The sequence below is a fragment of the Achromobacter marplatensis genome, from assembly GCF_002209535.1.
Taxonomy (GTDB): Bacteria; Pseudomonadota; Gammaproteobacteria; order Burkholderiales; family Burkholderiaceae_B; genus Achromobacter; species Achromobacter marplatensis.
In genome coordinates this window covers 20,262-42,332 of sequence record NZ_NJIG01000022.1, presented here as the reverse complement: position 1 = coordinate 42,332, position 22,071 = coordinate 20,262, and the positions used below count along the sequence as shown (strand labels likewise).

At 65.9% G+C, this 22,071-nt stretch carries 17 protein-coding genes; 10 read left to right on the top strand and 7 right to left on the bottom strand.

Translation table 11 applies throughout. The features are described from left to right. Positions 1-34: 34 nt before the first annotated feature. Positions 35-4,084, bottom strand: a complete 4,050-nt coding sequence (gene purL, locus CEY09_RS28555; RefSeq protein WP_088591219.1) for a phosphoribosylformylglycinamidine synthase — start codon at positions 4,082-4,084, stop codon at positions 35-37. 354 nt (positions 4,085-4,438) lie between these two features. Between purL and CEY09_RS28550 the strand changes: the two genes are divergently transcribed. The 3 genes from CEY09_RS28550 to CEY09_RS28540 all read left to right on the top strand — a co-directional run bounded on the left by CEY09_RS28550 (position 4,439) and on the right by CEY09_RS28540 (position 7,384). Beyond that, positions 4,439-4,978: a TRAP transporter small permease gene (locus CEY09_RS28550; protein ID WP_006225219.1), complete on the top strand. Its 540-nt coding sequence runs from the start codon at positions 4,439-4,441 to the stop codon at positions 4,976-4,978. Continuing rightward, the gene (locus CEY09_RS28545; RefSeq protein WP_088591183.1) at positions 4,975-6,273 is read left to right on the top strand and encodes a TRAP transporter large permease; all 1,299 of its coding nucleotides are present in this window, start codon (positions 4,975-4,977) and stop codon (positions 6,271-6,273) included. Before CEY09_RS28550 ends, CEY09_RS28545 begins: the two co-directional genes overlap by 4 nt. A gap of 82 nt (positions 6,274-6,355) precedes the next feature. Beyond that, entirely contained in the window at positions 6,356-7,384 is a 1,029-nt protein-coding gene (locus CEY09_RS28540; protein WP_006225221.1) for a DctP family TRAP transporter solute-binding subunit, read from the top strand. 374 nt (positions 7,385-7,758) lie between these two features. Here the strand turns inward: CEY09_RS28540 and greB are convergent, their stop codons facing one another. The 3 genes from greB to CEY09_RS28525 form a co-directional block, all read right to left on the bottom strand. After that, positions 7,759-8,307: a transcription elongation factor GreB gene (gene greB / locus CEY09_RS28535; protein ID WP_088591182.1), complete on the bottom strand. Its 549-nt coding sequence runs from the start codon at positions 8,305-8,307 to the stop codon at positions 7,759-7,761. Between the two features lie 68 nt (positions 8,308-8,375). After that, positions 8,376-9,221: a 3',5'-nucleoside bisphosphate phosphatase gene (locus tag CEY09_RS28530; RefSeq protein ID WP_088591181.1), complete on the bottom strand. Its 846-nt coding sequence runs from the start codon at positions 9,219-9,221 to the stop codon at positions 8,376-8,378. Between the two features lie 70 nt (positions 9,222-9,291). Then, the gene (locus CEY09_RS28525) at positions 9,292-10,227 is read right to left on the bottom strand and encodes an alpha/beta fold hydrolase (RefSeq protein ID WP_088591180.1); all 936 of its coding nucleotides are present in this window, start codon (positions 10,225-10,227) and stop codon (positions 9,292-9,294) included. 321 nt (positions 10,228-10,548) lie between these two features. Here CEY09_RS28525 and cfa point away from each other — a divergent pair, with 321 nt between their 5' ends. Next, positions 10,549-11,739 (top strand): cyclopropane fatty acyl phospholipid synthase, encoded by a 1,191-nt coding sequence (cfa, locus tag CEY09_RS28520; RefSeq protein ID WP_088591179.1) that lies wholly within the window; start codon positions 10,549-10,551, stop codon positions 11,737-11,739. A gap of 72 nt (positions 11,740-11,811) precedes the next feature. Here the strand turns inward: cfa and CEY09_RS28515 are convergent, their stop codons facing one another. Beyond that, entirely contained in the window at positions 11,812-13,431 is a 1,620-nt protein-coding gene (locus CEY09_RS28515; RefSeq protein WP_088591178.1) for a GMC family oxidoreductase, read from the bottom strand. A 190-nt stretch (positions 13,432-13,621) separates the two neighbouring features. On the opposite strand from CEY09_RS28515, the gene CEY09_RS28510 reads away from it, so the two are divergent. The 6 genes from CEY09_RS28510 to CEY09_RS28485 all read left to right on the top strand — a co-directional run bounded on the left by CEY09_RS28510 (position 13,622) and on the right by CEY09_RS28485 (position 19,841). Next, positions 13,622-14,509: a LysR family transcriptional regulator gene (locus CEY09_RS28510; protein ID WP_088591218.1), complete on the top strand. Its 888-nt coding sequence runs from the start codon at positions 13,622-13,624 to the stop codon at positions 14,507-14,509. 127 nt (positions 14,510-14,636) lie between these two features. Next, the gene (locus CEY09_RS32730) at positions 14,637-14,765 is read left to right on the top strand and encodes a hypothetical protein (RefSeq protein ID WP_272938474.1); all 129 of its coding nucleotides are present in this window, start codon (positions 14,637-14,639) and stop codon (positions 14,763-14,765) included. A gap of 73 nt (positions 14,766-14,838) precedes the next feature. After that, positions 14,839-15,318, top strand: a complete 480-nt coding sequence (locus tag CEY09_RS28500) for a VOC family protein (RefSeq protein ID WP_088591177.1) — start codon at positions 14,839-14,841, stop codon at positions 15,316-15,318. Between the two features lie 330 nt (positions 15,319-15,648). Continuing rightward, positions 15,649-18,210 (top strand): nitrite reductase large subunit NirB, encoded by a 2,562-nt coding sequence (gene nirB, locus CEY09_RS28495; RefSeq protein ID WP_088591176.1) that lies wholly within the window; start codon positions 15,649-15,651, stop codon positions 18,208-18,210. Further along, complete coding sequence (nirD, locus tag CEY09_RS28490; protein ID WP_088591175.1) at positions 18,210-18,563, top strand: nitrite reductase small subunit NirD; 354 nt, start codon at positions 18,210-18,212, stop codon at positions 18,561-18,563. The genes nirB and nirD overlap by 1 nt, the downstream gene beginning before the upstream one ends. A 6-nt stretch (positions 18,564-18,569) precedes the next feature. Next, positions 18,570-19,841 carry a nitrate- and nitrite sensing domain-containing protein gene (locus CEY09_RS28485; RefSeq protein WP_088591174.1) on the top strand — a complete coding sequence of 424 codons (1,272 nt, stop codon included), beginning with the start codon at positions 18,570-18,572 and terminating at the stop codon, positions 19,839-19,841. A gap of 36 nt (positions 19,842-19,877) precedes the next feature. Here the strand turns inward: CEY09_RS28485 and CEY09_RS28480 are convergent, their stop codons facing one another. Then, on the bottom strand, positions 19,878-21,410 hold the full coding sequence (locus tag CEY09_RS28480; RefSeq protein ID WP_088591173.1) for an MFS transporter: 1,533 nt from the start codon (positions 21,408-21,410) through the stop codon (positions 19,878-19,880). Between the two features lie 110 nt (positions 21,411-21,520). Further along, on the bottom strand, positions 21,521-21,976 hold the full coding sequence (locus tag CEY09_RS28475) for a MarR family winged helix-turn-helix transcriptional regulator (RefSeq protein ID WP_006225234.1): 456 nt from the start codon (positions 21,974-21,976) through the stop codon (positions 21,521-21,523). Positions 21,977-22,071 lie beyond the last annotated feature (95 nt).

Here is a 22,071-nt window from a genome sequence, read left to right as displayed (position 1 = left end):
CCCGAGGTGCGGGCCTGGCGTTGCTTGTCCGGCCTTACTTCAGCCAGACGCGCGCGTTGCGGAAGATGCGCATCCACGGGCTGTACGTGCCGCCCTGGTCCGCATTGCCCCACTTTTCCGGCGCCCACGACATCATGACGTTGCGCGTCACGCGTTCCGGGTGCGGCATCATGACCGTGAAGCGGCCATCGGCCGTGGTGACGGAAGTCAGGCCGCCCGGGCTGCCGTTCGGGTTGAACGGGTAGGCTTCGGTGGCTTGCCCACGGTTGTCGATGTAGCGTGCGGCGGTCAGCACACGGTTGGCGTCGCCCTGCTGCGAGAAGTCGGCAAAACCTTCGCCGTGCGCCACGGCGACCGGGATGCGGGCGCCTTCCATACCGTTGAAGAAGATGGACGGCGACTTGGCCAGTTCCACCATCGACAGGCGGGCTTCGTACTTTTCCGACTGGTTGCGCGTAAAGCGCGGCCAGTGCTCGGCGCCCGGGATCATCGGCGCCAACGCGGCCATCATCTGGCAGCCGTTGCACACACCCAGCGCGAAGGTGTCCGGACGCGCGAAATACGCGGCGAACTGGTCCGACAGCTTGCTGTTGAAGCGGATGGTGCGCGCCCAGCCTTCGCCAGCGCCCAGCACGTCGCCGTAGCTGAAACCGCCCACCGCCACCAGGCCCTGCATCTGCGCCAGGTCCACGCGGCCGGCCAGCAGGTCGGTCATGTGGACGTCGATGGCTTCGAAGCCCGAGGTGTCAAACGCCCAGGCCATTTCGACCTGGCTGTTGCAGCCCTGCTCGCGCAGGATGGCCACGCGCGGACGGCGGCCGGTGTTGATGAACGGCGCGGCGATGTTCTCTTGCGGGTCGAAGGACACATCCGGGCTCATGCCCGGGTCGGTCGTGTCGTTCCAGACGTCCAGTTCAGCCTGGGCGCACGCGGGGTTGTCGCGGCGCGCCATGATGCGATAGGACACTTCGCTCCAGGCGCGGCCCAGTTCGGCGCGCGGCTGGCCCCAGACCTTCTTGCCATCGCGGTAGAACTCCACTTCGTCGGCGCCGTTCAGGCCGCCGATGACGTGCGAGTGGGCCGACAGGCCCGCGCCGCGCAGCACTTGCATGACAGCGTCGCGCTGCGATGCCGGCACCTGAATCACGGCGCCCGCCTCTTCCGAGAACAGGGCGTTGAGCGTCAGTTCTTCGCGCTGCACCTTCACCTGATCCGGGCGGATCTTGTAGTCGCCCCAATCCGCCGATTGCGGATCGAAAGTCAGCATGTCCAGGTTCACCGAGATACCGGTGCGGCCGGCGAAGGCCATTTCGGTCAGGGTGGCGAACAGGCCGCCGTCGGAACGGTCGTGGTAAGCCAGGATGGTGCCGGCTTCGGCCAAGGTGCGGATGGTGATGAAGAAGGCGCGCAGGTCTTGCGGCGAATCGATGTCCGGCACGGTCTCGCCGACCTGGTTGTAGGTCTGCGCCAGGATCGAGCCGCCCATACGGTGACGGCCACGGCCCAGGTCGATCAGGATCAGCACGCTGTCGCCCGCGTCGGTGCGCAGCTGCGGGGTCAGGCTGGCGCGCACGTCGGCCACCGGCGCGAACGCCGTGACGACCAGCGACACCGGCGCCACGACCTGGCGCTGTTCGCCGTCCTGTTCCCAGGACGTCTTCATGGACAGGGAATCCTTGCCCACCGGAATGGACAGGCCGGTGGCCTGGCACAGTTCGCTGACGGCGGACACGGTGTCGTACAGCGCGGCGTCCTGGCCTTCGACGCCGCAAGCGGCCATCCAGTTGGCCGACAGCTTGATGTCTTCCAGGCGCGCCACGTCCGCGGCGGCCAGGTTGGTCAGGGCTTCGGCCACGGCCATGCGGCCGGAGGCCGGGGCGTCCAGCATGGCGATGGGGGTGCGTTCACCCATCGACATGGCTTCGCCGCGGAAGCCTTCGTAATCCGCAAGCGTCACGGCGCAATCCGCCACCGGCACCTGCCAGGGGCCGACCATCTGATCACGGCTGGACAGGCCGCCAACGGTGCGGTCGCCGATGGTGATCAGGAAGGACTTGTTGGCCACCGTGGGGTGGCGCAGCACGCGGTAGGCGGCTTCAGTCAGGTCGATGCCGGCCAGGTCCAGCGGCGCGGACACACCGGGCAGACGGCGCACGTCGCGCGTCATGCGCGGCGGCTTGCCCAGGATCACGTCGATCGGCACGTCCACGGGGCGCACTTCGGCATCGCCTTGCGGGCGAATAGTGTCCAGGCCCGGCAGGCCCTCGCCGTCCACCACGCGCAGTTGGCGCTCTTCGGTGGCCACGCCCACCACCGCGTACGGGCAGCGCTCGCGGCGCGCGATGGCGTCAAAGCGCTCCAGGTCCTTCGGCAGGATCGACAGGACATAACGTTCCTGCGATTCATTGCTCCAGATTTCGGCGGGCGACAGGCCCGACTCTTCCAGCGGCACGCGCTTCAGGTCGAAGATGGCGCCACGGCCGGCGTCGTTGACCAGTTCAGGGAAGGCGTTGGACAAACCGCCCGCGCCCACGTCGTGGATGGCGATGATGGGGTTGTTCTCGGCCTGCTGCCAGCAGCGGTCGATGACTTCCTGCGCACGGCGCTCGATTTCCGGGTTGCCGCGTTGGACGGAATCGAAGTCCAGCTCGGCCGAGTTGCTACCCATGCTGATGCTGGATGCGGCGCCGCCGCCCATGCCGATACGGAAGCCCGGGCCGCCCAGCTGGATCAGCAGCGCGCCGGGGGGAATCACGTCCTTGTGGGTCAGACCCGCGTCGATGCTGCCCAGTCCGCCCGCGATCATGATGGGCTTGTGATAGCCCCAGCGCGTGCCGCCAGCGGTCTGCTCGAACGAGCGGAAGTAGCCCAGCAGGTTGGGCCGACCGAATTCGTTGTTGAACGCCGCGCCGCCGATGGGGCCGTCGATCATGATGGACAGCGGCGAAGCGATGCGTTCGGGCAGGCCGTGGTGATCGGCTTCCCAGGGTTGCAGCGCGTCGTCGAAGCGCAGGTGCGACACGGTGAAACCAGTCAGGCCGGCCTTGGGCTTGGAGCCGCGGCCGGTGGCGCCTTCGTCGCGGATTTCGCCGCCCGCGCCCGTCGAGGCGCCGGGGAACGGCGCGATCGCGGTCGGGTGGTTGTGCGTCTCTACCTTCATCAAGGTATGCACGGTGGTGTCGCGGCGGATGTACTTGGCGCCGTCGGCACCCTCGCCGGTGACGCCGGGCACGCCGGCCTGGAAGCGCTGCGCGGGGCCGCCTTCCATGATGGCGGCGTTGTCCGAATAGGCGACGACCGTGCCTTCCGGCTGCGCCTTGTGCGTGGCGCGGATCATGCCGAACAGCGTGTTGGGCTGTTCCTGGCCATCAATCACCCATTCGGCGTTGAAGATCTTGTGGCGGCAGTGTTCGCTGTTGGCCTGCGCGAACATCATCAGTTCGACGTCGGTGGGGTCGCGCCCCAGGTCGGTGAACGACTTGGCCAGGTATTCGATTTCGTCTTCCGACAGGGCCAGGCCCAGCGAGACGTTCGCTTCGGCCAACGCCTGCACGCCGTTAGCCTGGACGCCCACGGTGCGCATCGGCTTGCCGGCCAGCGTCTGGAACAGCGCCTGGCCGTCGAAGTTGGCGTCGACCACGGTTTCGGTCATGCGGTCGTGCAGGCAGTCGGCCGCGCGGGCCAGCATGGCGTCGTCAAACGACTTGGTGCCCAGCAGGCCGCGTTCCGGAGTAATCACGTAGCGCACGCCGCGTTCGATGCGGTGCACCGACGCCAGGCCACAGTTGTGGGCGATGTCGGTGGCCTTGCTGGCCCACGGGGAAATGGTGCCCAGGCGCGGAATGACCAGCAGGGACAGGCTCTTGGCCGGCACGTCGGCCGTGCTGGGCGTGCCGTAATCCAGCAGTTGGGTCAGGTGTTGCTGCTGTTCGGCCGTCAGGGCGGCGTCGGTGCTGACGAAGTGCTCGTAACGGGCGGAGATGTCGGCCACCGGCAGGCCGGCTTCCTTCAGTTGCGCAAGAAGGCGATCACGACGAAAGGAGGACAGGACGGAGGAACCAGGCAGATGCTGAACTAGGGACACGATGCGGGCGCCGTATAAGGATGGGTGCAAAAAGTGATTTTACCTGTTTAGGGGGTTTTCCCGGAGCGCTTGTTCAAGAAGGGTCCGAAGCCGCGGTTTTGTCCCGTGTTACAAAAGAATTCTGGATGCCGCGCACTGGAATGGTGCAAAGCAATATTCCAGTAAAGCCCCGATGCGAACGTGGTTTATCCCTGCCCCGCCGCTTCCTGCACGGGCTGCTCTGGTGCAATGCAGCATGTTGTTGCCGCCCCGCACCACGGGAAAACACGAACTATCGCGTCTGCGGGGCAACGGTAGGATGCAGCGACTTATTCATAGAACGCGCGTCAAGCGCCGAAGCCGTCGCCTCACCCCATGTCCCGCCCCGAAGCCCCCGCCGAGCCTGTCGAACCGATCATCCCCGTTGAAGCAGATCCCGCCGTAAAGGTGCCGCTGGCCATCGAAGACTGGCTGGCCGTGATCTTGCTGGCCACGCTGGCGCTGATCACCTTCACGAACGTGCTGGTGCGCTATTTCACCGACCAGTCTTTCGCCTGGACGGAAGAGATCTCGGTGTTCCTGCTGATCGTGCTGACGATGGCGGGCGGCAGCGTGGCCTTCGTGCGCAACCACCATATCCGTATCGAGATCCTGGCGGACAACGGCTCGCCGCGCCGCCAGCGCATCATGGCGTTGATCGCCAACAGCTGCGTGCTGGCGTTCTTTGTGCTGCTGACCGTGCTGTCGGTGAAGCTCGTGTCGGACGAATTCATTTATGAAGAGACCTCCCCCGCGATCGGCGTGCCGACCTGGTGGTATTCCATCTGGCTGCCCGTGATGGCTGCGGCGATCTCGCTGCGCACCGTCGGCATCCTCCGCCGCATCGCGCGTGGCGCCGGAACCGACGCCAAATGATCGCCACCATCCTCTTTATCGTCTTCATCGTCCTGATGCTGATCGGCGTGCCGGTCGGCGTGGCGCTGGGCATCGGCGGCACCGTCGCCATCGTGCTGTCCAACCTGGACACGCCCTGGTATGGCCTGTTGACCGTGCCACAGAACTTCTACGCCGGTTTGGCCAAGTACCCACTGCTGGCCATCCCGATGTTCGTGCTGGTCGGCTCTATCTTCGACCGGTCGGGCGTGGCCAAGCGGCTGGTGGACTTTGCCATCGCCATCGTGGGCCGCGGCCCCGGGATGCTGCCGCTGGTGTCCATCGCGGTCGCCATGTTCCTGGGCGGCATATCCGGGTCCGGACCGGCGTGCGCGGCGGCCGTGGGCGCCGTGATGATCACCGCCATGTCGCGCGCGGGCTATCCGGGCTCGTTTTCGGCCTCGATCGTAGCGGCAGGCGCCGCCACCGACATCCTGATCCCGCCGTCGGTCGCCTTCATCATCTATTCGGTACTGGTGCCGGGCGCCTCGGTGCCCGCACTGTTCGCCGCCGGCATGATCCCGGGCATCCTGGCCGGCCTGGCCCTGATCGTTCCGGCCGTCTGGCTGTCGCGCAAGTACAAGATGGGCGCGCTGGAATCCCACCTGCCGCGCCCGCCCTTCTGGGCCAGCCTGCGCGAAGCGTCGTGGGGCTTGGCTGCTCCAGTGCTGATCCTGGGCGGCATGCGCATGGGCTGGTTCACGCCAACCGAAGCCGCGGTCGTCGCCGTGTTCTACGGCTTGTTCGTGGGCGGCTTCATCCATCGCACCATCAAGTTCCGCGATCTGTACACCATCCTGCGCGAAGCCGCCGAGCTGTCCGCCGTGATCATGCTGGTGGTGACGCTGGCGGGCATCTTCGCCTGGGCCCTGTCCACGCTGAGCGTGATCGACCCGATCACCCACGCCATCGTCAATTCCGGCCTGGGCGAATGGGGCGTGCTGTCGCTGTTGATCCTGCTGCTGATGACGGTGGGCATGTTCCTGGACGGAATCTCGATCTTCCTGATTTTCGTGCCGCTGCTGATGCCGATCGCCAATGCCTACGGCTGGGATCCGGTGTGGTTCGGCGTGATCCTGACGTTGAAGGTGGCGCTGGGCCAGTTCACCCCGCCGCTCGCCGTGAACCTGATGGTGTCGTGCCGCATCGCGCACGTGCCGATGGAATCCACGGTGCGCTGGGTGGTGTGGCTGCTGGGCGCCATGTTCCTGGTGCTGGTGGCGGTGCTGGTGTTCCCGCAACTGGCGCTGTGGCTGCCGCATAAGTTGGGCTATTGAAGCTGGGCTATTGAAGCTGGGTTATTGAAGTGCTGGATCTCAAGACAACAACAGACACACTCGCAGAGAGAGGAGACATCACATGAACTTCCGCAACCTGATCGGCGCCGCGCTGTGCGCCGCCGCCGTGGTGGGCACGGCGCCCGCCATCGCGCAAAACTACAAGCCCGAATACAAGCTGTCCATCGTCGTGGGCACCACCTTCCCGTGGGGCCAGGGCGCCGAAATCTGGTCCAACCTGGTGCGTGAACGCACCCAGGGCCGCATCAACATCAAGGTCTATCCCGGCACCTCGCTGGTCCAGGGCGACCAGACCCGCGAATTCACCGCGATCCGCCAGGGCGTGATCGACATGGCGGTGGGCTCCACGATCAACTGGTCGCCGCAGGTCAAGCAGCTGAACCTGTTCTCGCTGCCCTTCCTGATGCCTGACTACGCCGCCATCGACGCGCTGGTGCAAGGCGACGTGGGCAAGGAAATGTTCAAGCTGATCGAGAAAGCGGGCGTGGTGCCGCTGGCCTGGGGCGAAAACGGCTACCGCCAGCTCAGCAATTCCAAGCGCGACATCAAGAAGCCCGAAGACATGAAGGGCATGAAGCTGCGCGTGGTGGGTTCGCCGCTGTACATCGACACGTTCACGGCGCTGGGCGCCAACCCCACGCAGATGAGCTGGGCCGATGCGCAGCCCGCGCTGGCCAGCGGCGCGGTGGATGGCCAGGAAAACCCCCTTTCCATCTACACGGGTTCCAAGCTGTACACGGTGGGCCAAAAATACCTGACCCTGTGGAACTACGTGGCCGACCCGCTGATCTTCGTGGTCAACCGCGAGGTCTGGAATTCGTGGTCGGAAAAGGACCGCGACATCGTGCGCCAGGCCGCGCTTGACGCCGGCAAGCAGCAGATCGTGATCGCGCGCAAGGGCGTCACGCCCGAAGACCCGTCGCTGCTGAAAGAGATCGAAGGCCACGGCGTGACGGTGACGTCGCTGTCGCAAGCCGAGCACGACGCCTTCGCCAAGGTCACCCAGCCCGTCTACGACAAGTGGAAGAAGCAGATCGGCGAAGACCTGGTCAACATGGCCGAAAAGTCGATCGCGGCGCGCAAGAAGTAAGCGGCGCGAGTCAAACGAATTGAATTAGCAGCAAGCCCCAGGGGAACGACGGCGCAAGCCGCCACACCGAGGCAGGGACGTCAGATCCCTCCCAACCAAACAGGCGCCGGCCACAAGCTGGCGCCTGTTTCCTTTTTGGGGTGCTGGATTGGCGGAATGACGACCTAAGCGCCGTAGGATGGGTGGAGCGCGAGCATCTTGATGCAAGAACAAGATATCTAGCGCGCGAAACCCATCAAGCAACCGCTGCATAAAGGCGAAAGCTGGCTAGCAAGCAGCCCCCCGCGATGGGTTACGCGCGCTGAACGGTCTGCCTGATTTCCCCGCCTTCTCGCGCTCCACCCATCCTACGCATCGAGCACTGCACTCAAGAATTACGGGTAACTGACTTCCAGGATGTCCAGCTCTTCGATCCCGCCCGGCGTGCGCAGCACGACCGTATCGCCTTCGCGCGCCTTGATCAGCGCGCGCGCCACTGGCGAAATCCAGCTGATCTTGCCGGCCAGCGGCTCGGCTTCGTCCACGCCCACGATGGTGACCGTGTGTTCTTCGCCGGCCTTGTCCGAATACGACACCGTGGCGCCGAAGAACACCTGGTCGCGGTTGGGTTGCGCGGCGGGGTCCACCACTTCGGCGATGTCCAGCCGCTTGGTCAAAAAGCGCATGCGGCGGTCGATCTCGCGCAGGCGCTTCTTGCCGTACAAGTAATCGCCGTTCTCGGAACGGTCGCCGTTGGACGCCGCCCAGGACACCACTTGCACGACGGACGGACGCTCCACGTTCATCAGGTGCGTCAGTTCGGCGCGCAGGCGTTCATAACCCTCGGGGGTCATGTAGTTCTTGGTGCCTGCCGGCAACGCCTGGGCTTGCGGCAGATCGTCGTCGTCCTCGTTGTCGGACTCTTTAACAAAGGCTTTGTTCATGGCGCATGCGCCGCAAGGGCGCGCTCACAATCGATGGCTTGCAGGATGGGCGGCGATGACCGCCCGCGTCAGAACCAGTCGTGCCAGACCGGCTTCAAGTCGGACGGCAGCGCCGGCAAACGGCCCAGGTCCATCCGGCTTTCCTTGGGGCTATGGAAATCCGACCCGCGCGAGGCCAGGAACCCATAGCGGCGCGCGATCTCAGCGTATTGGCGGGCTTCTTCGGCGGTATGGCTGCCGGTGTTGACCTCGATGCCCAGCCCCCCCAGTTGCAGGAACTCGTCAAACAGCGCGGCGAATTGCAGCGGGGTGTACTTATAGCGGCCCGGATGCGCGATGACGGCGATGCCACCCGCGCCGCGGATCCAGCCCACGGCTTCGGCCAGGGTGGCCCACTGCATGGGCACGTGGCCGGGCCGGTCGTCGCCCAGGTGCTTGGTGAAAACGGTTTGCACGTCGGGGCAGTAGCCGGCTTCGACGAGATACCGCGCAAAGTGCGTGCGGCTGATCAGTTCGGGATTGCCGGCGAACGGCAGCGCGCCTTCGTAGGCGCCGGGCATGCCCATGTCCGCCAGGCGTTCGCCGATGCGCTTGGCGCGTTCGGCGCGGCCAGAACGGGTCTTGCGCAAGCCTTCGACCAAGGCGGTGTTTTCCGGGTCGAAGCGCAGGCCCACGATGTGCACCGTCAGGCCGGCCCACGTCACGGAAATCTCGACACCGGTGGCAAAGCGCATGCCCAGGTCCTTGGCCGCGCTGGCAGCTTCGGCCAGGCCACCCACTTCGTCATGATCGGTCAGTGCCCAGACGTCCACGCCGTTGGCGTGCGCGCGCTGCGCCACATCGCGGGGCGCAAGCGCGCCGTCCGAGACGGTGGAATGGCAATGCAGATCGATGTTCAGGGTGGGCGATGTCATAAGTCTATTGTAGAGAAGGCCCGGCACCCTGGATAGCGCCGGGCTGTCCCCATAATCGCAGAGCGGACGATCAGGCCAGGAGAAACGCCGCGACCGGGTCCACCTGGCTGTCGGCGATCAGCGTGGGCGCATGCCCCACCCCGGGCACTTCCAACGCCTGGGCGCGCGGGTTGCGCTTGAGCATTTCTTCGACGGTGGCGGGCGTCAGCAGGTCGGACAGCGCGCCGCGCACGATCAGCACCGGGCAGGACACCGCGTCATAAGACCGCCACAGGATCTGTTCACCGGCGGCCAGTTCTTCCGGAGTCTGGGCCGCCAGCGCCTGGGCCAGGGCCAGATCGTAGTGCTTGACCCATTTGCCGCCATATTCCGGGTACAGGTACTGGGCCAGGTCCGCCCATTGCGCGTCGGTATGCGGTCCGAAGGTCTGGGAATTGGCCCGCATGGTGGCTACGGCTTCCTCGAACGAAGCGAATTCACCCGGTTCGCCCACGTACTGGCCAATGCGCGACAAGGCGCCGGTTTCCAGTCGCGGCCCCACGTCGTTCAGCACCAGCTTGTCCAAGCGGATGCCTTGCCCGGGCGGCAGCATGCCCGCATGCGGACGCATGGCCTGCAAGGCGCCGGCGAACGCGGCGGCGCCCGACAGCGCCAGGCCGACCAGCCCGCCCATCGACGTACCCACCCAGGCCAGCCGGGCCGGACGCAGGCGGGCGATCAGCGTGACCATGTCGGACACGTACTGCGGCACCGTGTAGAAAGCGGGATTGGCCAGCCAGTCGGATCGGCCACGGCCCACCACGTCGGGGCAGACCACGCGGTAGCGCCCGGCCAGCCGGCGCGCCAGGGCGTCGAAATCGCGCCCGCTGCGGGTCAGACCGTGCACGCAGAGCAGCACCTGGTCGTTGGCGGGGTCGCCCCATTCCCAGTACGCCATCCGGTGCAAACCGGCCGGGCTGGCGCAGGTGACGAATTCCAAACGGGGTTGCAGGCTGGCGTCCACCATCAAAACACTCCACGGGTCGGCGCAAGCCTGAAACGGCGGCGCACTAAGGCGGACTAGTGTAATCGCGCCAGTCGAACAATCACATGAACGGCACGGGGATGTGGCCGCCGCGCCGCCCCTCGCTGCCCGTGCTGGACACCCGGCCCGCGCATCGCTACGATCAAGCCCATCCTCTTAGGCGCACCCGCAGCACGGTAGGAAATTGCCGTTTCCTATCGCGCCGATCCAATCATTAAATTGGAGTTGCCTGCCCGTTAGGGCGAGAGTAATGAGCTTCAGGCATTGCCAGATCAGTCATCCCAAAATTGATATGGAGTCCGTATGCAGCAAAGCAGTCCCGTCTCTCCGCTGACCACCGATCATTCCCCCCCTCCCGCGGTCAGCCCCCCTCCCCCCGAACCGCCCAAAGTGCTCCAGGACGTGTTGTCCCGGGCCGACGTCCTGATCAACGGCCCCCGCCCCTGGGACATCCAGGTGCATGACAAGCACATGTACGAGCGCGTCTTCGCCAGCTGGTCGCTGGGGCTGGGCGAGTCCTATATGGACGGCGAGTGGGATTGCGAGCAGTTGGACGAGCTCTTCACCCGCCTGCTGCGCGCGGACATGGGGTCGGCCGCGCTGGGCGTCGCCCGCATCAAGCTGATCGCCGAACACCTGCGGCACAAGCTGTTCAACCTGCAGTCCAAGAACCGCGCATTTGAAGTTGGCGAACAGCACTACGATGCCGGCAACGACGTGTTCGAGGCGATGCTGGACAGCCGCATGATCTATTCCTGCGCCTACTGGGAAAACGCCCAGACGCTGGAAGAGGCTCAACTGGCCAAGCTGGACATGATCTGCCGCAAGCTGCAGTTGAAGCCGGGCGAAACGCTGCTGGACATCGGTTGCGGATGGGGCGGGCTGGCCAAGTTCGCCGCCGAAAACTATGGCGTCACGGTCACGGGCGTGACGGTGTCGAAAGAGCAGCTGGCGCTGGCGCAGGAGCGCATTAAGGGCCTGCCCGTACAACTGCTGCTGCAAGACTACCGCGACCTGCAAGGCAGTTTCGACAAGGTGGTGTCGGTCGGCATGTTCGAGCATGTGGGGCCGAAGAACTACGACACCTACTTCAGCAACGTGCAGCGCCTGATGGCGCCCGACGGCATCTTTCTGCTGCACACCATCGGCATCGCTGCCACCAGCCAGAGCACCGACCCCTGGATCGACCGCTACGTGTTCCCCAACGGCAAGCTGCCGTCTGCGCGCGAGATCGCCAGCGCCGTCGAACACCGCTTCATCATCGAAGACTGGCACAACTTCGGCGCCGATTACGACCGCACGCTGATGGCGTGGTGGGACCGGTTCGAACGCGCGTGGCCCACGCTGCAGGAACGCTACGGCACGCGCTTCTACCGCATGTGGAAGTACTATCTGATGTGTTGCGCCGGCTTCTTCCGTTCGCGTGAAGGCCAGCTCTGGCAGGTGATGCTGACGCATCCGCAGCGGAAAGACACTTACCGTTCTTTGCGTTGAACGCCTGACCACACCAAGAAAAACGGGAACCTCGCGGTTCCCGTTCTTCTTGTGCCTTATTAAACCGTCCCCTCATCCCCTGCCCGCGTCTTCGCGGATCATGTCTGCCGCCCGCTCCGCGATCATGATGGTCGGCGAATTGGTGTTGCCCGACGTGATCAGCGGCATGACCGACGCGTCGGCGATGCGCAGGCCCTCCAGTCCGAAGACCCGCAGCCGCGCGTCGACCACCGCGCCGCTGTCGGCGTCCTTGCCCATTGCGCAGGTGCCTACCGGATGGAAGATGGTGGTGCCAATCTTGCCGGCCGCTTCGCGCAATTGCGCGTCTGTCTGGTAAGCCGGCCCGGGCAGCCATTCCTGCGGCTGATAGCGCTGCAAGGCCGGGGCCGCCGTAATGCGGCGCACCAGCCGGATCGAATCAGCCGCCACCCGGATATCCGCTTCCGTGCTGAGGTAGTTGGCGGCGATGACCGGCGTCGCTGCTTCCGGCGTACCGGCCGGCCCTTGCGCATGGACGCTGCCGCGCGACGTCGGCCGCAGATTGCATACGCTGGCCGTGAAAGCGTCGAAGTCGTGCAGCGGTTCACCGAAAGCACCCAACGACAGCGGCTGCACGTGGAATTCCACGTTGGCGCGCGACTGCCCGGGGTCGGACTTGGCGAACGCCCCGAGTTGGGACGGCGCCATGCTCATCGGCCCGCTGCGTTTCAGCAGATACTCCAGGCCGATGCCCGTCTTTCCCAGCCACGACGAGGCAATCCGGTTCAGCGTCTTGACGCCGTTTACCTTGATGATGACCCGCAGCTGCAGGTGGTCTTGCAGGTTCTCGCCCACGCCGGGCAAGGCATGGCGCAGCGCGATGCCGCTTTCACGCAGCCGGGCGGGTTCTCCGATGCCCGACAGCTCCAGCAGATGAGGCGTGTTCACCGCCCCCGCCGCCATCACCACTTCGCGCGTCGCGCGCACGGTCAGGCTTTGGCCGCCGCGCCGCAGTTGCACGCCGACGCAGCGCTTGCCCTCGAACACCAGTTGCTCGGCCTGGGCGCCCGTCATCACATGCAGGTTCGGGCGTTTGACCACCGGGCGCAGGAACGCTTTGGACGTGTTCCACCGCCAGCCGCGCCGCTGGTTCACTTCGAAGTAGCCGCTGCCGAAGTTGTCGCCCCGATTGAAGTCCTGCACGCGCGGAATGCCTTCTTGCTCCGCCGCGCTGGCAAAGGCTTCCAGGATGTCCCAGCGCAAGCGTTGGGACTCGACGCGCCACTCGCCCCCGGCGCCGTGGAATTCGTCGGCGCCGCGGTGATAGTCCTCGCTGCGCTTGAAGACTGGCAGCACCTGATCCCAGCCCCAGGCCGGGTCGCCCGATAGCGCGGCCCAGTCTTCGTAGTCTTCGCGCTGGCCGCGCATGTAGATCATGCCGTTAATGGACGAGCATCCACCCAGCACCCGGCCCCGAGGGTAGATCAGCGAACGGCCACCCAGCCCCGGTTCCTTGACCGTGCGGTACATCCAGTCCGTGCGCGGGTTGCCGATGCAATACAGGTATCCCACCGGGATGTGGATCCAGTGGTAGTTATCGCGCCCGCCGGCCTCCAGCAGCAGCACCCGGGTGCCCGGGTCCTGGCTCAGGCGGTTGGCCAGCACGCAGCCGGCCGACCCCGCGCCCACGATGATGATGTCGTATGTCTCCATAAGCTCTTCTTATCTGGGTAGCGGCGCTTTTGGGGCTGCCGCTACGGTGAGCCGACCCGGCTGCGGCGTATGGACGCGCGCCGGGCATCTGGCGTGACTCTGGCGCAGCGGCCCGGAACTGTCCAATGAAATGTTGAAAAACGCTTTATAAGCATCTTTAATAATGCACACCCCCTTTCCGGACACCGCCATGGACCTCAAGCACATCCGGACCTTTGCCGCCGTGGCGCGCGAGGGCAATCTGACGCGCGCGGCCGAGCACCTGCATCTGACCCAGCCCGCGCTCAGCCTGCAACTGAAGAACTTCCAGGAATCCCTGGACCTGACCCTGTTCTCGCGCACCGCGCAAGGTCTGGCGCCGAATGCGGACGGACGGGCGTTGCTGCCGTCGGCGCAACGCGTGCTGGATGCGCTGGACGACTTCCAGCGCGCCATCGGCGCCCTGCGCGATACCGTGCAAGGCGAATTGCGCATCGGCACCATCCTGGACCCGGAATTCCTGCGGCTGGGCGCCACCCTCCAATACCTGGTTGAGCATTACCCGAAAATCCGCCCCACCCTGCGCCACGGCATGTCGGGGTCGGTCGGCCGGCAAGTGCGCACCGGCGACCTGGACGTGGGCTTTTGCCTGGGTCCGCCGGCGCCTGCCGCCGGCCAGCCGGGCCTGCAAGCGCTGCCGCTGGCGTCGTTCGCCTATTACGTCGTGGCCCCAAAAGGCTGGGGCGCGCAGGTGACAGGGCGCGGCTGGGCCGAGATTGCGGCGCTGCCGTGGATCTGGACCCCGCCTGATTCCGTGCACCACCGCCTGCTGACGGACAAGTTCGATTCGCTGGGGCTCACGCCCAACGCAGTGGCCGAAGTGGACCAGGAAGCGTCCATGCTGGACCTGGTGCGGTCGGGGGTGGGCTTGTCGCTTGCGCGGGATTCCATCGCGTTGCGGGAGTCCCAGGCCAACGGGCTGCTGCTGGTGAAGGGGCTGGCCATCCAGGCAGAGCTGTCTTTCGTCACCCAGACCGCGCGTCGGGACGACCCGCTGGTGGCCGCCGCCTTCGACGCCGTGCAGGCGGCGTTCGCCTGACGGCGCTGCTGCGTCCATTCCCGTTTCAAATGTCACGATTTTGCGCACGACCCGGGCGCGGCGGAAGTTCAATAATGTCCCATTCTTGACGGACCCCCACCATATTCATCCCGCCAAGACGCTGCACATGGCACGTATCGCCCTGCACCTGGGCGAAGCCGACCGTGCGCGCGCCTTCGCACAGTCGGGCCTGGCACGGGCGCCGCAAGCGGCCAGGTCGCTGAAGGCCGAGTTGGAGCAAGTGCTTGCGGGCTGACGGCGGCAAGCCCAATGCGTGTCTGCCGAACGGACGGGCCAGCCAGCAGCAGTTCAACCTCAGGAGACACACGATGCTCAGTAAAAATACGATTTGCCTCTGGTACGACGGCGATGCGCTGGAGGCCGCGACGTTCTACGCCAAGACGTTTCCGGACAGCGCCGTCAACGCCGTCCACCGTGCCCCCGGCGACTATCCGGCGGGCAAGCAAGGCGACATCCTGACTGTCGAATTCACGGTCATGGGCATACCGTGCCTGGGCCTGAATGGCGGCCCCGGCGTCCAGCACAACCAGGCCTTTTCGTTCCAGGTCGCGACCGACGACCAGGAAGAGACCGACCGCCTGTGGACCGCGATCATCGAAAACGGCGGCAGTGCAAACGTCTGCGGCTGGTGCCAGGACAAGTGGGGACTGTCGTGGCAGATCACCCCCCGCATCCTATCCGCCGCCATCATCGACCCGGACCCCGCCGCCGCCAAGCGCGCGTTCGAAGCCATGATGACCATGGGCAAGATCGACATCAGCGCGATCGAGGCGGCGCTGCGCGGCTGACCCGTCACGCAAGTCAGCGCGGCAGGCATCGCGCCAAACCGGTGCGGCGTGCACCCCACCCTGCACCGGTTTGACGCATGACTGCGCGCCGGGCCGTCCTGCCGCTTGGTCGCATCACCGCCCTTTCCTGCCGCGTGCCCCTATGAAAACGCGGACAAAATCCGCCCACCCAGGCCTATTGCATTTCGCTGGCACGGACCTTGCTTAAGTGTCCATGCAGGCCGCAAGGCCCGCACCACAACTCGAGCAGTTCCGGCAAAGGCGCCCCGACCGCAAGGTCCTGGGCGCCTTTTGCCTTTTTGATTCACGTATCCAAGCCTGGGGAACTTCATGAAAGCAGCGGCCACTTCCGATTCCTTGCTGACCCTGGTCGTGATCGGCAACGGCATGGTGGGGCACCATTGCGTCGAGCAGCTGATCGCCCGCGGCGCGCTGGCACGCTATCGCATCCACGTCTACGGCGAAGAAACCCGCCGCGCCTACGACCGCGTGCATCTGTCCGAATACCTGAACGGGCGGGACGCCGAGTCGATGGCGATGAGCGGGGCCGAGTTCTATACACAGGAGGGGCTGACGCTGCACCTGGGCGAGCCGGTGCTGGAGATCGACCGCCAGGCCGGGGAAATCGTGACAGCGACGGGCCGCCTCGCCTATGACAAGCTGGTGCTGGCCACCGGCTCTTACCCCTTCGTTCCCCCGATCGCCGGCGCCGAGGGCGCTTCCCGGCTGGTGTACCGCACGATCGACGACCTGGACCTGATCCGCGCGGCGGCCAGCGGCGCGCGGCGCGGCGTGGTCGTGGGCGGCGGGCTGCTGGGGCTGGAGGCCGCCAATGCGCTGAAATCGCTGAACCTGGAAGCCCATGTGGTGGAATTCGCGCCGCGCCTCATGCCGGTGCAGCTGGACGACGACGGCGGCGCCGCGTTGCGCGCCCGGATCGAGGCGCTGGGCGTGGGCGTGCACTTGTCGCGCGCCACGCAGGACATCAAACCGGGCACGCGCTACCGCTACCGCATGCGCTTTGCCGAAGGCGAGCCGCTGGAAACCGATTTGATCGTGTTCTCGGCCGGCATTCGCCCGCAAGTGACGCTGGCGCGCCAGGCCGGGCTGGCGCTGGCCGAACGCGGCGGCGTGGCCATCGACGACCGCTGCCGCAGCAGCGACGACCGCATCTACGCCATCGGCGAATGCGCGGCCTGGAACGGCAGCGTGTTCGGGCTGGTGGCGCCGGGTTATCAGATGGCGCGCATCGTTGCGGCCGATCTCTGCGACGCGCCGGAACAAGCGTTCTCGGGCGCCGACATGTCGACCAAGCTTAAATTGCTGGGGGTGGACGTCGGGTCCATCGGCGACGCGCACGGCACGACGCCGGGTGCGCGCAGCTACCGCTACATCGACGAGGCCGGGTCCAGCTACCGCCGGCTGGTAGTGTCGGCCGACGGCAAGCGGGTCCTGGGCGCCGTGCTCGTTGGCGACAACCGCTATTACGACACCCTGCTGCAGTATGTGCAAAACGGCATCGCGCCCCCGGCCGATCCCGCCAGCCTGATCTTGCCGCTGGGCCAGGCCGCGCCCGCGCTGGGCGTCGATGCGCTGCCGGCGACTGCCACCCTCTGCTCCTGTCACAACGTCAGCAAAGGCGCGGTCAGCGCCGCCATCGACGGCGGCTGCACCGATCTGGCCGGCGTCAAACGCTGCACGAAAGCGGCCTCGGGCTGCGGCGGCTGCGCCAGCCTGCTCAAGCAGGTGGTGGAACACGAACTGGCCAGCCGCGACGTCGCCGTGGACAAAAGTCTGTGCGAGCATTTCGCCTACACCCGCCAGGAGCTGTACGCCATCGTGCGCGTGGGCGGCATCGAGACCTTCGAGGCCCTGCTGGCCAGCCATGGCAAGGGGCACGTAGGTTGCGACATCTGCAAGCCTGCGGTCGGCTCCATCCTGGCGTCGTGCTGGAACCGCCCCATCCAGGACCCGCACCTGGTGCCGCTGCAAGACACCAACGACACCTTCATGGCAAACATGCAGAAGAACGGCACGTATTCAGTGGTGCCGCGCATTCCCGCCGGCGAGATCACGCCCGACGGCCTGATCGCGATCGGCGCGGTGGCCAAGAAGTACAAGCTCTACACCAAGATCACGGGTGGCCAGCGCATCGACCTCTTCGGCGCGCAACTGCATGAACTGCCCGACATCTGGGCCGAGCTGATCGCCGCCGGCTTCGAGACCGGGCACGCCTACGGCAAGTCCACCCGCACCGTGAAATCCTGCGTGGGCAGCACCTGGTGCCGCTATGGCGTGCAGGACAGCGTGCAGATGGCGCTGGATATCGAACACCGCTACAAGGGCCTGCGTTCGCCGCACAAGCTGAAGTTCGCGGTATCGGGCTGCACCCGCGAATGCGCCGAAGCGCAAAGCAAGGACATCGGCGTGATCGCCACCGAAAACGGCTGGAACCTGTACGTGTGCGGCAACGGCGGCATGCGCCCGCGCCACGCCGAGCTGTTCGCCACTGATCTGGATGACGCCGCGCTGATCCGCACCATCGACCGCGTGCTGATGTTCTACATCCGCACGGCCGACAAACTGCAGCGCACCTCCGTCTGGCGTGAATCGCTGGAAGGCGGCCTGGACTATCTGAAGGACGTGGTGCTGAACGACAGCCTGGGTCTGTGCGCGGAACTGGACGCCCAGATGCAACTGGTGGTGGACCGCTACGAATGCGAGTGGGCCAACGCGCTGAACGACCCGGAAAAGCTCAAGCGCTTCCGCACCTTCGTGAACGATCGCGGCGGCGACCCCGACATCCAGTTCGTCGAGGAACGCGGCCAGCCCCGCCCTGCCCCGGCGCGCGCCCCCGCGCGCGTCATCCCCATCGCAGAGGAAATCGCCTGATGAACGCTCCCGCCCTCGCCCCTTCCCGCTCCTGGCGTCCCGTCTGCACGCGGCAGGATCTGGTAGCCCAGTCCGGCGTCGTCGTGCTGGTAGATGGCGAACAGATCGCCTTGTTCTACCTGCCCGGCGCCGAAGGCCCCGACTTGTACGCCATCGAAAACCGCGATCCGAAATCGGGCGCAAACGTCATCGGCCGCGGTCTGGTCGGTCATATCGGTGGCGAACTGGTGGTGGCCTCGCCGCTGTACAAGCAACACTTCCGGCTGGCCGACGGCAGCTGCGTGCAGTTTCCCGAGCAGCAGCTGCGCACCTGGCAAGCGCGCTTTGCCGGCGACGCCGTGGAAATCGCCTGACCCGCCATGACCGAGCGCCACCTGCCGCCGCCGTTGCGCTTCCTCCTGGCCGCCCGGCGCAGTGAACTCCAGGGCCTGGAGGCCCTGGCGGGCACCTGCGAATTGGTGGTGCGCATCAGTGCGCTCGTGCACGCGCTGCAAAAAGAGCGCGGTTACTCCAACCTGACGCTGTGCAGCCCGCCGGGCCGCCTGCAACCCACCCTGGCCGGCCTAAGCCAGGACGCCGAAAGCGTCGAGGCGCAGGCACGCCAGTTCCTGGACGGCGAAGCCGCCGACAGCGCGCAGGGCAGCGGCCGCGCGCGCCTGCTCAACTGCATCGCCTTCGCCCTGTTCCGCCTGGATGAGCTGCCCGCGCTGCGCCGGCACGTCCGCGACCGATCCGTGCCCGTCGAGGATGCCGATTCGCGCTTCACCCAGGTGATCGGCAGCCTGCTGGCCGTGGTCTTCGAAGCGGCCGATTCGGCGCTGGATCCAGGCGTGACCCGCATCCTGGTGGCGCTGCTGAACTTCATGCAGGGCAAGGAATTGAGCGGCCAGGAACGCGCCTGCGGCGTGACGGGCTTTACCGCCGGATATTTCACCGACACCCAGAAAGCACGCATGCTGGGCCTGGCCGCCAACCAGCGGCGCAGCTTCGATACCTATGCCCACTATGCGGAAGGCGCCGCGCTGCAATGCTGGGCCGAACTCCAGCAGCAAGACCCGCCCGTGCAGCGCATGCGCGACATGGCGCAGCACACCTCCAGCGAACAACGCGTGGAGGGCACCCTGGCCGAGCTGTGGTTCAACCTGAGCACCGCGCGCATCGATGCCATGCGCGACGTCGAAAGCCTGCTGGCCGAAGCATTGGCCCAGCAATGCAACCGGCGCATCGCCGAGACCCGCCAAGAGCTGAACGACCGCCGCCTGCTGCTAAGCCGCTATGCCGACCATGCCAGCGGCCGCGCGCCCAGCATGCTGTACAGCGTGCAAAGCCGCGTCGTCGATACGCCGCCCCCGGACGGCGTGGGCAGTGAATTGAAGCGGTCGATCCTGGACATGATGCGTGAACAGACGCTGCGCCTGCAGCGCACCGACGACGCGCTGAACGCCGTGCGCGGCGCGCTGGACGAAAAAAAGCGCATCGACCGCGCCAAGCTGTTGCTGATCAGCCATTACGGCCTGACCGAGCAAGCCGCGCATGAACGCCTGCAACGCGCCGCGATGGACGCCGGCCTGGCGCTGGCGGACGTGGCGCGCCAGGTGATCGGCCAATTGGGCAGTCAGTCAGGCGGCTAGTTGGGCGGCCAGTTGGACGGCAATTGACGCGCGCGCCTACCGGAACACCCGCTGCGTCAGGCTGACCAGGACGCCGGCCACCGCCAGCACGGCCAGCACCCGGAAATGATCCAGATTCGCCAACAGCACCGATTGCTGATTCAGCATTTGCGAGATATGGGCCATGGCCATCTGCTGCGCCTGCGCGGGATCCGCCACCGTGGCGTACACGCTGCTGAGCTGTGCCTTGGCCGCTTCAAAATTGGCGTTGCCCGTGGCGATGCTATCTTGCAGCACGTTGTAGTGCTCGGACGTCAGCCACTGCTGCCCCACGGTCGCCAGCATGATGCCGAGCGCCTGTCCCACCTGCGCCAACATGTTCTTCACCTGCTGCGCATGGGCGAAGACGGCGGGGTCGTGGGTCAGCCCCGTGAAGGTGTTCATGGCCGTGGCAGGCATGACGATCATGATGAACACGCCGTAGCAGGCCAGCGCGGGCAACACGTCCGTCCAGGCGTTGGCCGTGGGCGACAGGCGCGACATCAGGACGCCGAACGCCGCCAGCGCCAGGAACCCTGCAACGAAGAACTTGCGCGGCGACGGCCAGCGGGGGAGCAGCTGCGACATCACCGCAAAAGTCAGCACGCCGGCGCCCAGCCCCATCGCAAAGAACACGCCCGTGTTGGCCCAGGAATGGCCCAGCGCGCGCTGCAGCATCAGGGGCACCAGATAGCCGTTGGCGCCCAGCATCAGATAGCAGAACATGAAGAGCGCCAGGCCGCTCAGGAAGCGCACCTCTTTCATGCCGCCCAGCTTGAGCAGCGGCGCGCCCGTGCGCGTTTCCGACCACACGAAATACGCCAACGCGGCCAGCCCCGCCAACGCGAACAGCACAAGCAGATGCCGGTCGCTGAAAAAGTCGTAATAGGACCGCTGCAACGCATGCAACACCAGGAAACTGCCCAACCCCAGTGCGGCGATCGGCGCCAGGCGCGCCTGCCCGGCCACCGTGGCGCCGCCTTCCTTTCCCGGCATGGACAAAGCTACCGGGATCATTGCCAGCAGCGACAACATGGCCACCAGCCAGAACATCAGTGGCCAGCCGTCATGCTCGACGGCCAGCGAGGCCAGCCAAGGCGCCAGCGCCGTGCCCGTGCACAGGCCCGTCGCCAGCGCCTTGATGCCGTGGAACCGCGCAGGCCCTGGCGGGATCAGGTTCACGGTCAGCCGCGACGAAGTCAGCATGGCGGCGCACCCCGTGGCCATCAGCACCCTGCCCAGCAGAAAACCCGCCTCGCTCAACGACAACGCACACACCAACGCGCCCGCTGCTGCGGCGCCCAGTGAGGCCAGCAGGTAGCGGCGCAAACCCAGGTGATGCACCAGCCACCCCTGCAACGCAATCAGCACCACGGCGACGCAGGCGTAGATGACGGCCACCGTGGTGTATTCCTCGGGGCTGGCGCCGATCTCGCCCATGATGGGCGCGGCGGCAAACGTGACCATGCCGTTCTGCAGGAAATCGACGAGGGTCAGCGCGCCGATCGTCATCAGCAAGGCGGGCGGGACCGGGGGTTGGGTAGCACTCATGGCGGCGGTACGGTAAACGTCTATCCATGCCCAGGCCGTATATGCCTAGGCAGATAAATGATTAAAAAAAAGCGGCTGGCGATGTCAGCCAGTGGTGTCAGCCGGTAATGTCAGTCCGCGGCAGCATTGACGAGCAGGCGCGACAGCAGCTTGTGCAAGGTCTCGGCATCGCCTTCCGAAAACCCGGCCAACAGACGCTGCATGGCGACCTCGGCCGCGGCAAGCGCTTGCGGCAACGCGGCCTGCCCCTGTTCGGTCAGTTCGATCAGATAGCTGCGTCGGTCGGCTTCGTTTTCCACGCGGCGAATGAAGCCCTTGGCCACGATGCGGTCCAGCAGCCGGGTCATGGCGCCCGAGTCATACGCCAGCACCCGGCAAAAGTCGCTAAGCGTGCGGCCCCAGCCCTTGGCCAGGCAGTTCAGCACCACGTACTGCGGCGTCGTGAGTTCGAACGGGGCCAATTCGCGTTCCAGGGCCTCGTGGATGCTGTTGCGCACCGACGTCACCATGAAGCCGAGTTCGCCGGTATGGAAACGGTCCAGCACGGTAGGTTTGACGGGGGACATGGTTGCCTTCAAGCCGCTTGAGGTCGATTGGCGAATTTTATCTGCCTAGGCAGTTAAAACGCAAGCAATAAATGGACGGATGCGAGACCCCGCAC

What these genes read in the sequence shown, in the direction of transcription:
- CEY09_RS28550 (WP_006225219.1), top strand. Translation starts at nt 4,439, where the DNA reads ATGTCCCGCCCCGAAGCCCCCGCCGAGCCTGTCGAACCGATCATCCCC.
- cfa (WP_088591179.1), top strand. Translation starts at nt 10,549, where the DNA reads ATGCAGCAAAGCAGTCCCGTCTCTCCGCTGACCACCGATCATTCCCCC.
- CEY09_RS28540 (WP_006225221.1), top strand. Translation starts at nt 6,356, where the DNA reads ATGAACTTCCGCAACCTGATCGGCGCCGCGCTGTGCGCCGCCGCCGTG.
- CEY09_RS28480 (WP_088591173.1), bottom strand. Translation starts at nt 21,410, where the DNA reads ATGAGTGCTACCCAACCCCCGGTCCCGCCCGCCTTGCTGATGACGATC.
- nirD (WP_088591175.1), top strand. Translation starts at nt 18,210, where the DNA reads ATGAACGCTCCCGCCCTCGCCCCTTCCCGCTCCTGGCGTCCCGTCTGC.
- CEY09_RS28545 (WP_088591183.1), top strand. Translation starts at nt 4,975, where the DNA reads ATGATCGCCACCATCCTCTTTATCGTCTTCATCGTCCTGATGCTGATC.
- CEY09_RS28485 (WP_088591174.1), top strand. Translation starts at nt 18,570, where the DNA reads ATGACCGAGCGCCACCTGCCGCCGCCGTTGCGCTTCCTCCTGGCCGCC.
- greB (WP_088591182.1), bottom strand. Translation starts at nt 8,307, where the DNA reads ATGAACAAAGCCTTTGTTAAAGAGTCCGACAACGAGGACGACGACGAT.
- CEY09_RS28515 (WP_088591178.1), bottom strand. Translation starts at nt 13,431, where the DNA reads ATGGAGACATACGACATCATCATCGTGGGCGCGGGGTCGGCCGGCTGC.
- CEY09_RS28510 (WP_088591218.1), top strand. Translation starts at nt 13,622, where the DNA reads ATGGACCTCAAGCACATCCGGACCTTTGCCGCCGTGGCGCGCGAGGGC.
- CEY09_RS32730 (WP_272938474.1), top strand. Translation starts at nt 14,637, where the DNA reads ATGGCACGTATCGCCCTGCACCTGGGCGAAGCCGACCGTGCGCGCGCC.
- nirB (WP_088591176.1), top strand. Translation starts at nt 15,649, where the DNA reads ATGAAAGCAGCGGCCACTTCCGATTCCTTGCTGACCCTGGTCGTGATC.
- CEY09_RS28525 (WP_088591180.1), bottom strand. Translation starts at nt 10,227, where the DNA reads ATGGTGGACGCCAGCCTGCAACCCCGTTTGGAATTCGTCACCTGCGCC.
- CEY09_RS28475 (WP_006225234.1), bottom strand. Translation starts at nt 21,976, where the DNA reads ATGTCCCCCGTCAAACCTACCGTGCTGGACCGTTTCCATACCGGCGAA.
- CEY09_RS28530 (WP_088591181.1), bottom strand. Translation starts at nt 9,221, where the DNA reads ATGACATCGCCCACCCTGAACATCGATCTGCATTGCCATTCCACCGTC.
- CEY09_RS28500 (WP_088591177.1), top strand. Translation starts at nt 14,839, where the DNA reads ATGCTCAGTAAAAATACGATTTGCCTCTGGTACGACGGCGATGCGCTG.